Source organism: Streptomyces xanthochromogenes (assembly GCF_014650455.1).
Lineage (GTDB): Bacteria > Actinomycetota > Actinomycetes > Streptomycetales > Streptomycetaceae > Streptomyces > Streptomyces xanthochromogenes.
This window is the reverse complement of the sequence record NZ_BMUZ01000004.1, coordinates 271,101-283,840: the sequence shown is the minus strand read 5'-3', so window position 1 is coordinate 283,840 and position 12,740 is coordinate 271,101. Positions and strand designations below refer to the sequence as shown.

14 protein-coding genes are annotated in these 12,740 nt (G+C 70.8%); 6 read left to right on the top strand and 8 right to left on the bottom strand.

Annotated elements, in window-relative coordinates:
• Positions 1-34 precede the first annotated feature (34 nt).
• From IE267_RS12255 to IE267_RS12235, 5 genes are all read right to left on the bottom strand, one after another.
• Positions 35-391, bottom strand: a complete 357-nt coding sequence (locus tag IE267_RS12255) for a hypothetical protein (RefSeq protein WP_161245078.1) — start codon at positions 389-391, stop codon at positions 35-37.
• Between the two features lie 97 nt (positions 392-488).
• Positions 489-1,166 carry a response regulator transcription factor gene (locus tag IE267_RS12250; RefSeq protein WP_167161939.1) on the bottom strand — a complete coding sequence of 226 codons (678 nt, stop codon included), beginning with the start codon at positions 1,164-1,166 and terminating at the stop codon, positions 489-491.
• Positions 1,163-2,374, bottom strand: coding sequence for a histidine kinase (locus IE267_RS12245; protein ID WP_189763203.1), 1,212 nt, complete (start codon positions 2,372-2,374; stop codon positions 1,163-1,165). Before IE267_RS12245 ends, IE267_RS12250 begins: the two co-directional genes overlap by 4 nt.
• A gap of 2 nt (positions 2,375-2,376) precedes the next feature.
• Entirely contained in the window at positions 2,377-2,904 is a 528-nt protein-coding gene (locus IE267_RS12240; protein ID WP_167161936.1) for a hypothetical protein, read from the bottom strand.
• Between the two features lie 209 nt (positions 2,905-3,113).
• Positions 3,114-3,746, bottom strand: a complete 633-nt coding sequence (locus IE267_RS12235; protein WP_189763202.1) for a DNA polymerase ligase N-terminal domain-containing protein — start codon at positions 3,744-3,746, stop codon at positions 3,114-3,116.
• Between the two features lie 180 nt (positions 3,747-3,926).
• On the opposite strand from IE267_RS12235, the gene IE267_RS12230 reads away from it, so the two are divergent.
• The 6 genes from IE267_RS12230 to IE267_RS12205 all read left to right on the top strand — a co-directional run bounded on the left by IE267_RS12230 (position 3,927) and on the right by IE267_RS12205 (position 9,752).
• Positions 3,927-4,163, top strand: coding sequence for a chaplin (locus tag IE267_RS12230; protein WP_373304532.1), 237 nt, complete (start codon positions 3,927-3,929; stop codon positions 4,161-4,163).
• Between the two features lie 240 nt (positions 4,164-4,403).
• Entirely contained in the window at positions 4,404-5,819 is a 1,416-nt protein-coding gene (locus tag IE267_RS12225) for an NAD-dependent succinate-semialdehyde dehydrogenase (RefSeq protein WP_189763201.1), read from the top strand.
• 183 nt (positions 5,820-6,002) lie between these two features.
• Positions 6,003-6,830 carry an aldo/keto reductase gene (locus IE267_RS12220; RefSeq protein WP_161245084.1) on the top strand — a complete coding sequence of 276 codons (828 nt, stop codon included), beginning with the start codon at positions 6,003-6,005 and terminating at the stop codon, positions 6,828-6,830.
• Positions 6,831-7,003: 173 nt separating this feature from the next.
• A complete protein-coding gene (locus tag IE267_RS12215) occupies positions 7,004-7,636 on the top strand; it encodes a hypothetical protein (RefSeq protein ID WP_189763200.1) in 633 nt (210 codons plus the stop codon).
• 341 nt (positions 7,637-7,977) lie between these two features.
• Positions 7,978-9,258, top strand: a complete 1,281-nt coding sequence (locus IE267_RS12210; protein WP_229861129.1) for a molybdopterin-dependent oxidoreductase — start codon at positions 7,978-7,980, stop codon at positions 9,256-9,258.
• Complete coding sequence (locus IE267_RS12205; protein ID WP_167161926.1) at positions 9,255-9,752, top strand: hypothetical protein; 498 nt, start codon at positions 9,255-9,257, stop codon at positions 9,750-9,752. Before IE267_RS12210 ends, IE267_RS12205 begins: the two co-directional genes overlap by 4 nt.
• Positions 9,753-9,767: 15 nt before the next feature.
• Here the strand turns inward: IE267_RS12205 and IE267_RS12200 are convergent, their stop codons facing one another.
• From IE267_RS12200 to IE267_RS12190, 3 genes are all read right to left on the bottom strand, one after another.
• Entirely contained in the window at positions 9,768-10,274 is a 507-nt protein-coding gene (locus tag IE267_RS12200) for a hypothetical protein (protein ID WP_229861045.1), read from the bottom strand.
• Positions 10,275-10,331: 57 nt separating this feature from the next.
• Positions 10,332-10,889, bottom strand: a complete 558-nt coding sequence (locus IE267_RS12195; RefSeq protein ID WP_167161924.1) for a hypothetical protein — start codon at positions 10,887-10,889, stop codon at positions 10,332-10,334.
• A 283-nt stretch (positions 10,890-11,172) separates the two neighbouring features.
• Positions 11,173-12,471, bottom strand: coding sequence for a phosphatase PAP2 family protein (locus tag IE267_RS12190; protein WP_189763464.1), 1,299 nt, complete (start codon positions 12,469-12,471; stop codon positions 11,173-11,175).
• Positions 12,472-12,740 lie beyond the last annotated feature (269 nt).

The window sequence follows — 12,740 nt, the reverse complement described above, 5'->3', positions numbered from 1 at the left end:
ATCGCTCACCGGGGACGCTCGGGTCCGTATCGGCTCAGTGGTCGGAGTAGCTGAAGTCCCCCACGGTCCAGGAGCTGACGTCCTCGATCGCGACCCGGTACATCCCGCCGGTCTCCGGGATTCCCACCGTGCCCTGAAGGATCCGGGCGACGTGGAAGTGCAGATGGGTGGGCGGGCCGCCCGTAGTGGCGGCCTCGAAGACGGTGGAGAACTCACCCAGCTGGTCCGAGTCCTTGAGCACGTCCGACACCCTTTGCCGCCACACGGCCTCGGGTGCCAGCCGTCCGGTGATGACCGTCCCGCCGGTGACCACGGTCAGGGACATCTGATTGCTTTGCGCGGATTCGACCAGGGCGGCGACGTTCACGAGCAGTTCGTCAGGCTTCGACATGAGACAGATTCTATTCACCGGTGCGGCGGCTGTTCCCTGCGGTCTGCCCGAGCGGTGACCGGGCGGCGGCCCGCGCCGCCCGGTCGGGTCCGCCGCCTCAGGCCAGTCCGGCCTCTATGGCGCGGCGCACGGCGTCGGCCCGGTCGCGGATGTCCGCCTTGGCGAACAGGTTGTTGATGTGGGTCTTGACCGTGGCCTCGCTGATGAAGAGCCGCTCGGCGATGCCCCGGTTGGGCAGGCCCTGCCCGATCAGCGCCAGTACCTCGCGTTCGCGGGGCGTGAGGTCCTCCGGCAGGGACTGGCCCCGTACCTGCCCTTGTGCCGGCGCCTTGGTCCTGGCCGTGGCGAGCAGCCGGTCCTGGACCTCGCGGTCGAGTACGGACTGGCCGGCGGCGGCGGCCCGGATCGCCCGGGTGATGTCCTGGCGCCCCGCGTTCTTGGTGAGGTACCCACGGGCTCCGGCGCCCAGTGCACCCAGGATCGAGTCGTCGTCGGCGAAGGTGGTCAGTACGACCACCGCCACATCGGGGTACTCCTCGCCCAGCCGGCGGGTGGCCTCGATGCCGTCCATCACCGGCATCCGCAGGTCCATCAGGACCACGTCCACCGGCCCGGCCGCGACAGCGGCAAGCACCTCACTGCCGTCCGCCGCGGCCGCGACGACGTCGATGTCCTCGGCCAGACCGAGCACCGCGGCCAGCGGTTCACGCACCGCGGCCTGGTCGTCGGCGACGACGACCCTCAACTGCTGTGCTCCGTCGCTCTGTTCACTCATGCCGGGATCACTGCCTCCACCTGCCACCCACCCTGGTCCGGTCCCTCGGTGATGGGGCCCGCCGTGACGCTTCCGCCCAGCAGAGCCACGCGCTCACGCATCCCGATCAGCCCCATCCCGCTGCCGGCGCTCGGAGTCACCTTATGGGGAGCGGGACGGTTGCGGATCCTCAGCGCGGTCGCCGATGAGCCGAACGCCAACTCCACGCCCACCTCGCCGCCGGGCGCGTGCCGGGTGGCGTTGGTCAGTGCCTCCTGGGCGATCCTCAGCAGGTTCTGGGTCACCTGGGCGGGCAGCTCGCGGACGGTTCCGGTGACGGTGAGGGCGTCACGGTGGCCCGACGATTCGACCATCGCGGCCAGGCTCTCCAGGAGCGGAAGCGAGTCCTCGCGGAGTGCGTGCACGGTCCACTGCGCCTGCTTGAGGCTCTCCTTGACGAGGCTGTGCGCCTTGTTGTTGGCCTCGCGGACCTGGTCCAGGTCTCCGGTGTCGAGCAGCGCGTCGGCCAGCTCCAGCTGCATGTTGATGCCGGCCAGCGAGTGTGCGAGGACGTCGTGCACGTCCCGGGCGATCCGGCTGCGCTCGGTCAGTACGGCGCTCTGGGCCTCGGCGCGGGCCGCGCGTTCGGAGGACTCGGCGGCCGCGAGGGCCGCCTTCACGGCCTGGCGCTGGGTGCGGTTGACGATGCCGACGAGGACCGGGGTGCCGGAGGCGAGACCGAGCACCCATGGCAGTACGAGATGCCCCGGCCCGAGGTGGAAGTACAGGACGCCGCCGCAGAGCAGGCTGCAGAACCCGGCGAGCGTGAGAGCCGACCTGCTGTCGAGCCGGTATCCCAGGTGGCCGGCCAGGAAGAAGGCGAAGAGGTAACTCGTACCGCTGCTGCTCACGCCGATCAGGGCCGCGGCCGCGATGATGCCGAGCGTCAGCCAGACGAGCGCGACGCGCCGGGACACCCGGTGTTCGGGCAGCCCCCGGGCCAGCAGTGCCGCGCAGTTGACCACGAAGAGGGCGGCGACGGCCAGGCCCTGGCCGCTGAGGCCCATGGGCCGGATCGTCAGCATCCCGACGACGACGACCGCGAGGGTCAGCGCCCACTGGGTACGCGGGTCCTGCCCGGGCACGGGCCGGTGGCCCGCCCCCCGGACGGCGGTCTTCTCGGGGGGCGGGGTGCTGTCGGTGCCGGACACGGGCAGAACATAGCGCACGGTCAGGCCGCGCGGTCGAGGACGGGGGCGGGGAGTGCGGCTGCGGTGCGGGTCCGGCTGCGGAGGTAGATCGTGGCCACCCGGGTGATGACCTCGGTGAGTGCCATCAGGACGAAGGCGGTGACCCAGGCCTGGCTGCTCGTGATGTCGTGAGCGAGGCTGAACCGGGCCACGTCGTCGGCGCCACCGCCGTGCTCGACCCACAGCTGGAAGCCCATCCGTGCTCCCATGCCCACCACCCACAGGATCGCCGACACCGCGCCGGCCTTGATCATGAGGTGCCCGTCGAGGGCCCGGATCCGGGTGTAGATGCCGCCGGCGATGCCGAGGACGGCGCCCACGGCCATCAGGGTCGCGATCAGCACCAGGTCGTTGCCCGCGGTGGGGATGGTGTCGAGGTACGAGTACGCCACGAAACCCACGATGCCCAGCGGGATGAGGAAGGTCTTGGCGTCGAGCCGGCCTTCCCGCAGCTGCCGGAACACGACGAGGATGAGGGCGATGTCGGTGATCCACTCGGTCGTTGTCATGCCTCAAGACTGCTGCGACACGGCCTCCGGCACCTGGACCCGTGGGTGGAGATCAAGGGTGGAGATCGACCGGCTCTCCCGTCTCCACCCCGCTCCGCCCGATGTCGCATCCCTGCGGACGCCGAAGGGCGCGAGCCGGTCGACCGGGGCATCAATGTGCTTACGGGTAAAGCGAGTTGGGCAAGGTTGTGAGTCGGGTGGCGTCGCGCTCACGGCGACGTCTGCTCCGCCGCCTCGTCCGCGACCTGCTTGAGGGTGCGCCCGCTCAGCGCGGACCGGGCGCGGGTGGGCTCGGTCGTGCTGTGCGCGGAGGCGTGCCCGTCGTCCTCCTTGACCAGCAGCCAGGCCTCGCGGTCGCCGTCCTGCGGGCGTCGGATCCGGGTCAGCGCGTAGCCGCCGCGCAGCTTGGTGCCTTCCATCCAGAACGAGACGTGCCCGTGCTCCAGCGCCTCGGCGAAGGGCACCTCGTGGTGGTGGCGGTCGGTGGCCAGGCTGCGATAGGTGCCCGAGTCCCAGACGATCACAGTTCCGGCGCCGTACCCCTCGCCGATGACGCCCTCGAAGTCGGCGTACGCCATCGGGTGGTCCTCGGTCGGCATCGCGAGCCGCTTGTCGTGCGGGTCGCCGGACGGCCCCTTGGGGACGGCCCAGGACTTCAGCACCCCGTCCACCTCCAGGCGGAAGTCGAAGTGCACCGTGCTCGCGTCGTGGATCTGCACCACGAAGACCGGCCCCCGGCCATTGCCCTGGGCGGCCTCGCCCGCGGGCTCCGGGGTCTTCGAGAAGTCGCGCTTGCGGGAGTACTCGCTCAGCCCGTCCCGCGCCTCGTGCTTCTTGGCCATGGTGGGCACCCTTCCGCGGACCATTTCATACCGGTGTGCGGCCAGCCGCCACCCGGACCGGGGGGACGACCGCCACTCGTCGAGGGCGACACGCGACCGGTGTGGTGAATGCGGCTTTTTCGATCATGCTGCGGGGTCTCATATCGGCTCAACGTTCTTTCGACCATGTGGGAGACAGACATGCGTATGCGAACCGCGATTGCCGCCGCAGCCCTCGCCGTGGCCGGTGTCCTGGCCGGAGGTGCCAGTGCCGTCGCCGACGCCGGTGCACAGGGTGTCGCCGCTCACTCGCCCGGCGTCGCCTCCGGCAACCTCGTCCAGATCCCGGTGCACGTGCCGATCAACATCTGCGGCAACACCATCAGCGTGGCCGGCGCCCTCAACCCAGCCGCCGGCACCACCTGCATCAACTCCTGACGCACCCCTGGCCGGGGTCCGCACGGCGGACCCCGGTGAGCCCGTAGTCCTCGACCCCGCCCCGGTGCCGGCCCTCTCGTCGGCGCCGGGGCGGGGTCGCGGCGTCTCGGCCTCGCGGCGGGCCACCGCGCCACGGCCGATCCAGGACGGTTTGCGCCATCGGAAGGCGGTTACCCGTGACAGGGACGGAACGTGCCATTCCGCCGCACTTCCTCCCCGTTTCACCGTTCTGGAGATTGCATGTCAGACCAGCACAAGAGCTCGTTCGCGACCGTGAACCCTGCCACCGGGGAGACCGTCGCGGAGTTCGATGCCATCGAGGGCGAAGAGGTCGATGCCCGGCTCGAAGCGGCCAACCGTGCGTTCGACGCATGGCGGCGGCGGCCGATCGAGGAGCGGGCCGCCGTCGTCGGCCGGGCCGGCGCCCTGATGCGCGAGCGCAAGGAGGAGCTGGCCCAGCTCATCACGCTGGAGATGGGCAAGCTCATCGCCGAGGCGCGCGGCGAGGTGGACCTCGCCGCGTCGATCCTGGAGTACTACGCGGAGAAGGGCCCTCACTTCGCCGCCGCCGAGCCGCTCGACGTCGACGAGGGCGAGGCGTACCTCCTCAACGAGCCCCTCGGTGCCCTCCTGGGTGTGATGCCGTGGAACTTCCCGCTCTACCAGGTGGTCCGCTTCGCCGGCCCCAACCTGGTGCTCGGCAACACCGTGCTTGTCAAGCACGCCGGGATCTGCCCGCAGTCCGCGCTCGCCCTGGAGTCGCTGTTCTTCGACGCGGAAGCTCCCGAGGGCGTCTACACCAATCTGTTCGTGGGCCACGAGGAGATCTCGCGGATCATCGACAGCCCGGTCGTTCGCGGTGCCTCGCTGACCGGCAGCGAGAAGGCGGGCGCGCAGGTCGCCGAACGGGCCGGGCGGAACATGAAGCCCAGCCTTCTGGAACTGGGCGGCAGCGATGTCTTCATCGTGCTCGACGGGGAGCGGCTGGAGCGTACGGTCGGCGCCGCGGTGGCGGGCCGGATGGCGAACACCGGGCAGAGCTGCGTGGCCTCGAAGCGCTTCATCGTCCTCGCGGACGTCTACGACGACTTCGTGGCGGGTCTGCGCCGCGCGTTCGAGGGACTGCGACCGGGCGACCCCGCCGACGAGTCGACCACCCTGGGTCCGTTGTCCTCCGAGCGGGCCGCCGCCGATCTGGTCGACCAGATCCGAGAGACGGTGGAGCAGGGTGCGGAGCTCGTCACCGGGGGCCGTCGGATCGACCGCCCGGGCGCCTTCGTCGAGCCCACCATCCTCACCGGCGTCAAGCCCGGGATGCGCGCCTACGCCGAGGAGCTCTTCGGCCCGGCCGCGCTGATCTACCGCGTCGCCGACGAGGAGGAGGCCATCGCGCTGGCCAACGACAGCCAGTACGGCCTCGGCGGAACCGTGTTCTGCGCCGATGTGGAGCGCGGGCGCAAGGTGGCGGAGCGGGTGGAGACCGGCATGGTCTGGGTCAACCACCCGACGTCGACGCAGCCCGACCTCCCCTTCGGCGGCATCAAGCGTTCCGGCTACGGCCGCGAGCTCTCGAAGCTCGGCATGCAGGAGTTCGTGAACCGCAAGCTGGTCCGCGTCCTGCCGCCCGACGCCGAACTGCGCGGAATCGCCGGCTGATCCTCCCGAGCGACGACGCCCGGGCCGCGAAGCCCGAGCGCCAACACCCGAGCGACGACGCCCGGGCGGCGAGGCCCGAGCGCCAACGCGCGAGTGGCGAGGCCCGAGCGCCAACGCCCGAGCCGCGAAGTCCCGAACCACGACATCGATCATCAACACCGGTCACGAGATCAGGAGAGCAGCATGACGGCAGTACCCACGATCACCCTCAACAACGGTGTGCGGATCCCGCAGCTCGGCTTCGGGACGTTCCAGATCCCGAAGGACGAGACCCGGGAAACCACGCTGGCCGCGCTGGAGGCCGGATACCGGCACATCGACACGGCGCAGATGTACGGGAACGAGAAGGAGGTCGGGCAGGCGGTCCGGGATTCCGGGCTCGACCGCGGCGACGTCTTCGTGACCAGCAAGCTCAACAACGACGCCCACGCGCACGACGACGCGCTCGCGGCGTTCGACCGCACCATGGACGAGCTCGGCCTCGACCACCTCGACCTCTTCCTCGTCCACTGGCCGCTGCCCGGCAAGGGTGACTTCACGGAGACGTGGAAGGCCATGGAGGAGATCTACGGCTCCGGGCGTGCCAAGGCCATCGGCGTCTCCAACTTCCAGCCGCACCACCTGCGTCGGCTCATGGAGAGCGGTGTGGTCGTGCCCGCGGTCAACCAGATCGAGGTGCACCCCTACCTCACTCAGGACGACGTCAGGGCCTTCGGTGCCGAGCACGGCATCGCCACCGAGGCGTGGTCGCCGATCGCGCAGGGCAAGGTGCTCGACGACCCGGCCATCAAGCGGATCGCCGAGCGCGTGGGCAAGTCCCCGGCACAGGTCACACTGCGCTGGCACATCCAGCGCGGGGACATCGTGTTCCCCAAGTCGGTGACGCAGAAGCGCATCGAGGAGAACTTCGACCTGTTCGGCTTCGAGCTCACCGAGGGCGATCTCGGAGAGATCTCCGCACTCAACCGCGACGAGCGGACCGGTCCCGACCCGGACCGGTTCAACGGCTGAGGCATCAACGTGCAGGCGTCTACGCCGAGTTGAGGACGGGGGCGCAGACCATGTGACCCAATCAGTGGATATGCCGGGACGGTTCGGGTGATCTTGGCATAGTGGTCGTGATGTGAAGCCGAGCTCGGCGGGCCCATCAGGGGCCCGGCGCCGGCCCGCGAGGGAGCTTCGCCATGGCCACTGCATCGATCACCGGAGCCGTCGTCACCGTCAACGTCGAGGGCGCGACGCCGCTCCGGCTGGACATGTCCCTGCAACGCCACTCCTACCGGCACTGCGCCACCAGCACGGTCGCCGGGGAGATCAACAGCCTGTTGTACGCGAGCGTCGACGACGCCACCGTCACGGCCGAGGCCGTGGAGGTCGGCGTGCAGGTCGAAGCGTTGCTCGCGAAGGCCAAGGGCAGTTGGAAGGCCCTGTTCGGCAAGACCCTGACAGTCGGTTCGGGACGCACCTATCTGGTGGACAACAGCGGCCTCAACCCCAACGGCTCGCCCAATCACTTCTTCGTCACCGGTGGCACGGGAGTGTGGTCGAAGGTCTCCCAGGCCGACTACGTCGCCGCCCGCGATGTGCGCCGCGCGGAAGAGGCGATCACCGCGCGGCGCGGGCGGGGCGACACCTACGACTACCTCGACTCGAAGAAGCTCAACGAGAAGCGGGCCGAGCCCGGCGGCGCCACCAACCCCGTGGTGCAGGCGGTGCAAGCGGCGCGCGTCAGTATCGCCGCTGCCTCCGCCGACGACGCGGCACTCATAGCGGCCTCGGGCCGCAAGGACCTCGTCACGCTCATCCGCAGCGTCTGAGGAGGCGGAGGCAGCCGCCCCCGGCCCGGCGGGCTGGGCCGTTCGGCTGCCTCTCCGGTGCGCGTGCGGAGTGTCAGCGCGCCGGGGCAGGCCGGAGGCGGAAGTTTCACCTGGAACGCGCGGCGCTCGGTCGGCGCCTGGTGGAACAGGGGATTCCCATGGACGGCGGCCGAAGCGACCAGCCCCTCCCCGAGGATCCCCACTCCGCCCCGCAGAACTCCAGCCCGCAGGACTCCCCTTCGCGGGCATCGGCTCCAGGTGCCTCCGCGCCGGGTGCGCCGGCGCACGGTGGGTCAACTCCCGCTGATTCCGGGCGAGTCGAGCCCCGCGGATGGCGGCGGCTGCGTGCGGCCGTCCCGGTGGGACCGCCTCCGGGTCCGGCGCGGCCGGAGTTCTGGCGCAGCCCCATCCGCGGCCCGTGGCTGACAGCCGTGTTCGGTCTGGCCCTGCTCTGCGGGGTGAGCGTCCTGTTCGTCACCGGGCTGCTGTCGTACGCGGCATACGACCCCGACCTGGCGCGGATCAACGACCAGACCCCGGACAAAGGGGTACTGGGCTTCTATCTGTTCACCTGGCCCACATCGCCGTACTGGGGGTACCGGCTCAGCCAGGGTGTGCACGTCACACTCGGCATCGTGCTGATCCCGGTGCTCCTGGCCAAGCTGTGGTCGGTGATCCCCAGGCTCTTCGAGTGGCCGCCCGTGCGCTCGGTCGGCCATGCGCTGGAGCGGCTGTCCCTGCTCCTCCTCGTGGGTGGGGCCGGCTTCGAGTTCGCCACCGGCGTCCTCAACGTGCAGTTGCACTACGTCTTTCCGGGTTCCTTCTACGTACTGCACTTCTACGGGGCGTGGGTGTTCATCGGCGCGTTCGTCGTGCATGTCGTCTTCCGCCTCAGGCGGGCCGTGATCGCGGTGGTGAAGGGTCCGCGCGCGGAAGAGCAGCACCGGGCGCGGCCGCTCGCCACGGCCGGGCCGAGCCTCGTTGCGCCCCGCCCGGCCGAGCCGACGATGTCGCGTCGCGGCGCCGTGCTGCTGGTGGGCGCGGGGTCGGCGGCCCTGCTCGTGGTGACGATGGGCCAGAGCATCGGCGGCTGGATGCGCAGGACCGCGCTGCTCGCTCCGCACGGCCAGGACCCGGGTTCCGGGCCGAACGGGTTCCAGATCAACAAGACCGCCGCCTCGGTGGGTGTCCGGCCCAGCGACATCGGCCCCGCCTGGCGCCTGACCGTCCGGGCCGGCGGTCGGCAGACCGTACTGACCCGGGACGAGCTGTATGCCCTGCCGAGGCGGACGGTCGAGCTCCCCATCGCCTGTGTGGAGGGCTGGTCCACGCCCGACCAGCGGTGGGGCGGCGTACGCCTCGTCGATCTCGCGGCACTGGTGGGCGTGACCCACGACGTGCCGCGGGTCCTGGTGGAGTCGGTGCAGCGTGGCGGTTCCTTCGGCTCGGTGGTCCTGGCCGCCAACCAGGTACGCGACACCCGCTCGCTCCTCGCGGTGGAGGTCAACGGGGCCGCCCTCTCCCCGGATCACGGTTACCCCGCGCGGATCGTGGTTCCGAACGCCCCCGGGGTCCACCACACCAAGTGGGTCACGCGCCTCACCTTCGGAGAGCCGACGTGAACCGCTTCCGCAGCCGCTACGGAGCCTCCCCGCTGCATCTGACGGCGGTCCTGTGCTCCTTCGCGCTCGCCCTCTACGCGGGGGTGCGCCTCCTGCGCGGCGACACACTGGGAGTCGTCCTCTGGTTCGTCGGCGCGGCGCTGCTGCACGACCTGGTGCTTCTTCCGCTCTACGCGACGGCCGACCGCGCCCTGCAACGCCTCATGACCGCAACGGGCCGAAGCGGTACGCACCCGGTGGGGGACCGCGTGGTGGGCGTCAACCACGTCCGGGTCCCGGCGTTCGTCTCCGGGGTGCTGCTTCTGGTGTGGTGGCCGCTCATTCTCGGGCAGGTCGACGGCTTCACCGCCGCCACCGCGCTGCCGAGCGATGTCTTCCTCGGCCGCTGGCTGCTGCTGACGGCGGCGCTCTTCGCGGTGTCCGCGCTGTGTGCGTCGGCGCGGCTGTGGCGGCGGTCGTCGCGCGAGCGGCGGCGCCGGGACGCGACCGGGTGAGCTTCCGGTCGGCGGTCACGTGCTGAGCAGGCGGTTGAAGAACGAGCGGTACTGCTGAAGGGCGACGCGCAGGTCCTCGGTCGGCACCTCCTCGCCGCGATGCCACTGGCCCTCCAGATCGCGCTTGTGGGCCGAGAACGTCGTGGCGAGGGCCTGCATCGTCTCGGCGACCAACTGGTCGGCGGCGTTGACGGAATCCTGGGGATCGTCGACGAACCGGCTCTGGATCTGCTGCCACCTGGCCCGGAACTCCTCCTGCTCCGAGCCGAGCAGGGGTTCGTCGTCCTCCACAGGTTCCGCCTCCGCCCGCGCGTGCCCGGGTGCCCGGTCGCCGGCCTCCTCCTGCCGGTCCTCGCGGCCGGCCGTGGCCTCTCCGGGGTACGTCGGTGCTCCACCGGCCGGCCCCGGTGCCTCGGCCTCGGTGTCCTGCTGCCTGCCGGCGGCGAGATCCTCCGTGGACAGCGGGCCCTCGTCGGGTCGGGGTGTCTCCTCGTAGCGCATCTCTTCACTTCCGTCCGTCACGCGTCGTGGTCCGCGACGCGTGGGCCCGTTCGGCGCCCACCCGCGGCGGTCGTGCACTCATGCCGTGCTCCTGCCCGGCCGGTCCCCGTTGTGGAGCAGCTCCTCGAACAGCGCGCGGTAGTGCACCATCGCGCCACGCAACTCCTCGGTGGTCGCCTGGTGGCGGCCGCTGCGATCGTTGATGTCATGGGCCGCGCGATAGTGCTCCAGGGTCTCCCCGTGCTCGACCGACAGGTCCTTGAGCTGCTGCTCGTACCCTTCGGTGGGGTAGCCCCGCTCGCTCATGAGCGTGGTCACGAGCCGGTCCGCGTCGTGGACGGCGTCGTCGGGCCGGTCGACGAACTGCTCCTGCACCCGGGCCCAGTCCTGGGAGTAGCGCTCACGTGCGGCGGCGGGCAGCGGCTTGATGTCCAGCGCGTCATGGCGCTCCTGGCGCTCACGCAGCTCCTGCTCACCCGCCCGGCGGCTGTCCTGCTCGTCCACGGTGCGCTCGTACTCCGGGCCGAACCGCTCCTGAAGCCTGCGGCGCCGGACCGTGGCCAGGCGCGCTGCCACCGCACACGCGATGAGCACCACCACGACGGCGATGACGATGATGACGACGGTGAGGGACATCGAGTCCTCCGGTCGTTGGCCGGGCCCGTACACGGCCCGGTGAGGGCATGGCCCGCCGCGTGAGCTGCCGCGCCCGGCAGGGAGGGGCCGCACCCGCCGGCGGACGGTCCCGCTGTCCCTGTGCGGACGAGGGTGGGTGCGGCCACGGCAGTCGTCGTTCCGCGCGACTGCGATGGCTGTGCGGCAATGACCTCCGGCGATGCGGAGGTGCTGCCTCCGTTCTGTCTCCATCGTGCTCCCTGTCGCCCCGGGCGACAAGGACCGGCCCCGCCCGGGGGCCGGCTCAGACCGGCTCGGGCTGTCGTTCCGGCAGCAGCGCCGGGGCGGTGTCCGGGCTCGTCCAGGGTCTGGTGGTGCGCAGGTAGCCGAGGATGACGGAGCCCATCGCCAGGAGGACGAGCGGCCCGAACAGCCAGGGACGGGCGGCCATGTGCACCGGGAGCCAGCGGTACGACACCAGGAGCAGGGTGAAGACCGCCGTGCCATGGGCGACCAGCCGCAGTCCCGAGCGGTCCCAGCCGCGGTCGAACGTGCGCAGGGCCGTTTCGACGGTGAGTGAGAACACCACCCCGGCGACCAGGTCCACACCGTAGTGGTAGCCGAAGCCCAGCGTCGCGGCGAGCGTGGCGATCAGCCAGAACGTGCCCGCGTAGCGCAGGAGTCGGGGGCCCGTGCGGGTGTGGATGAAGATCGCGGTGGCCCAGGCGGTGTGCAGGCTGGGCATGCAGTTGCGCGGGGTGATGCCGTCGTACGGCACCGGGTGCGGGATCGTGATCGGCGGCGGCGTGTGCGGCCACAGGTTGGCCACCGACCACTCCACGCCGCCGGTGCCGGACGCGCCGGGCCCGTACGCGAAGACCGGTCCGACCACCGGGAAGATCATGTAGATGGCAGGTCCGAGGAGACCGATCAGCAGGAAGGTGCGCACCAAGTGGTGGCGCGGGAAGCGGCGCTCGGCCGCCACCTTGCGCAGCTGGTACAGGGCGACCACGATCGCGGCCACCGCGAGCTGGGCGTAGATGAGGCCGAGGAGGTTGGAGCCTGCCGGGCCGATGGCGTCGAGCGCACGGCCCGCCAGCCATGACGGGTTGCCCAGCGCGTGATCCGCCGTCGCCACGTACGGGTCGAGCACGGTGGGGCGGGTCTTCGAGGTGATGAGCAGCCAGCTGTCACCGATCTTGCGGCCGGTCACCAGGAGCAGCCCGAGGCCGACGCCCTTCAGGAGCAGCACCCGTTCGGTGCCGGTGCGGCGCGTGATCGCGAAGACCGCACAGCCCAGCATCGCCCACAGCGCGCCGTTGCCGAAGAGGTGCCCCTCGGGCACCCGGACGCCGCACGCCCACCGGCCGAGCACGAAGACGGCATCGACACCGATCGCCACACCGGCAGCGACGAACCGTTGTCGCCAGGTGAGCACCACCATCATCAGCGCGAGACCGCCGTACAGGGGCCCGGGCTTCGGCGCGAACAACACCTCGCGCACCTGGGTGCTGAGCGGCCCCCGCTCGCCGTAGTGGCGCGCGGTGATCTCCAGGCCGATGAGGAACGCGAGAGCCACCACGCCCACCGCCGTCCACAGCATCACGCGCTGCCGGCGCCACGGGGCGGACTCGATGACGTGGCGTATTCGTGCGCTTCTCGGTGAAAGTCCAGGTATCAATTGTTCTGCCGATGTGTTGGTTGCCGGAGGGCAGGCTGGGGTGGGCGCATGTCGAGCATCGATCATGCCACCGCCCGATTCGGGTGCCTTCGCGGGGATCGGATCCGCCCCGCCGCCTGCCCGGACGACGGGTGTGCCGCGCATCTCGGACCCCGTGACTTTGGCTGGATTCCGCATCTGACGGGTGTTCG

Coding starts and splice junctions, on each gene's coding strand:
- IE267_RS12255 (WP_161245078.1), bottom strand. CDS start 391: ATGTCGAAGCCTGACGAACTGCTCGTGAACGTCGCCGCCCTGGTCGAA.
- IE267_RS12250 (WP_167161939.1), bottom strand. CDS start 1,166: ATGAGTGAACAGAGCGACGGAGCACAGCAGTTGAGGGTCGTCGTCGCC.
- IE267_RS12240 (WP_167161936.1), bottom strand. CDS start 2,904: ATGACAACGACCGAGTGGATCACCGACATCGCCCTCATCCTCGTCGTG.
- IE267_RS12235 (WP_189763202.1), bottom strand. CDS start 3,746: ATGGCCAAGAAGCACGAGGCGCGGGACGGGCTGAGCGAGTACTCCCGC.
- IE267_RS12230 (WP_373304532.1), top strand. CDS start 3,927: ATGCGTATGCGAACCGCGATTGCCGCCGCAGCCCTCGCCGTGGCCGGT.
- IE267_RS12225 (WP_189763201.1), top strand. CDS start 4,404: ATGTCAGACCAGCACAAGAGCTCGTTCGCGACCGTGAACCCTGCCACC.
- IE267_RS12220 (WP_161245084.1), top strand. CDS start 6,003: ATGACGGCAGTACCCACGATCACCCTCAACAACGGTGTGCGGATCCCG.
- IE267_RS12215 (WP_189763200.1), top strand. CDS start 7,004: ATGGCCACTGCATCGATCACCGGAGCCGTCGTCACCGTCAACGTCGAG.
- IE267_RS12195 (WP_167161924.1), bottom strand. CDS start 10,889: ATGTCCCTCACCGTCGTCATCATCGTCATCGCCGTCGTGGTGGTGCTC.
- IE267_RS12190 (WP_189763464.1), bottom strand. CDS start 12,471: ATGCTGTGGACGGCGGTGGGCGTGGTGGCTCTCGCGTTCCTCATCGGC.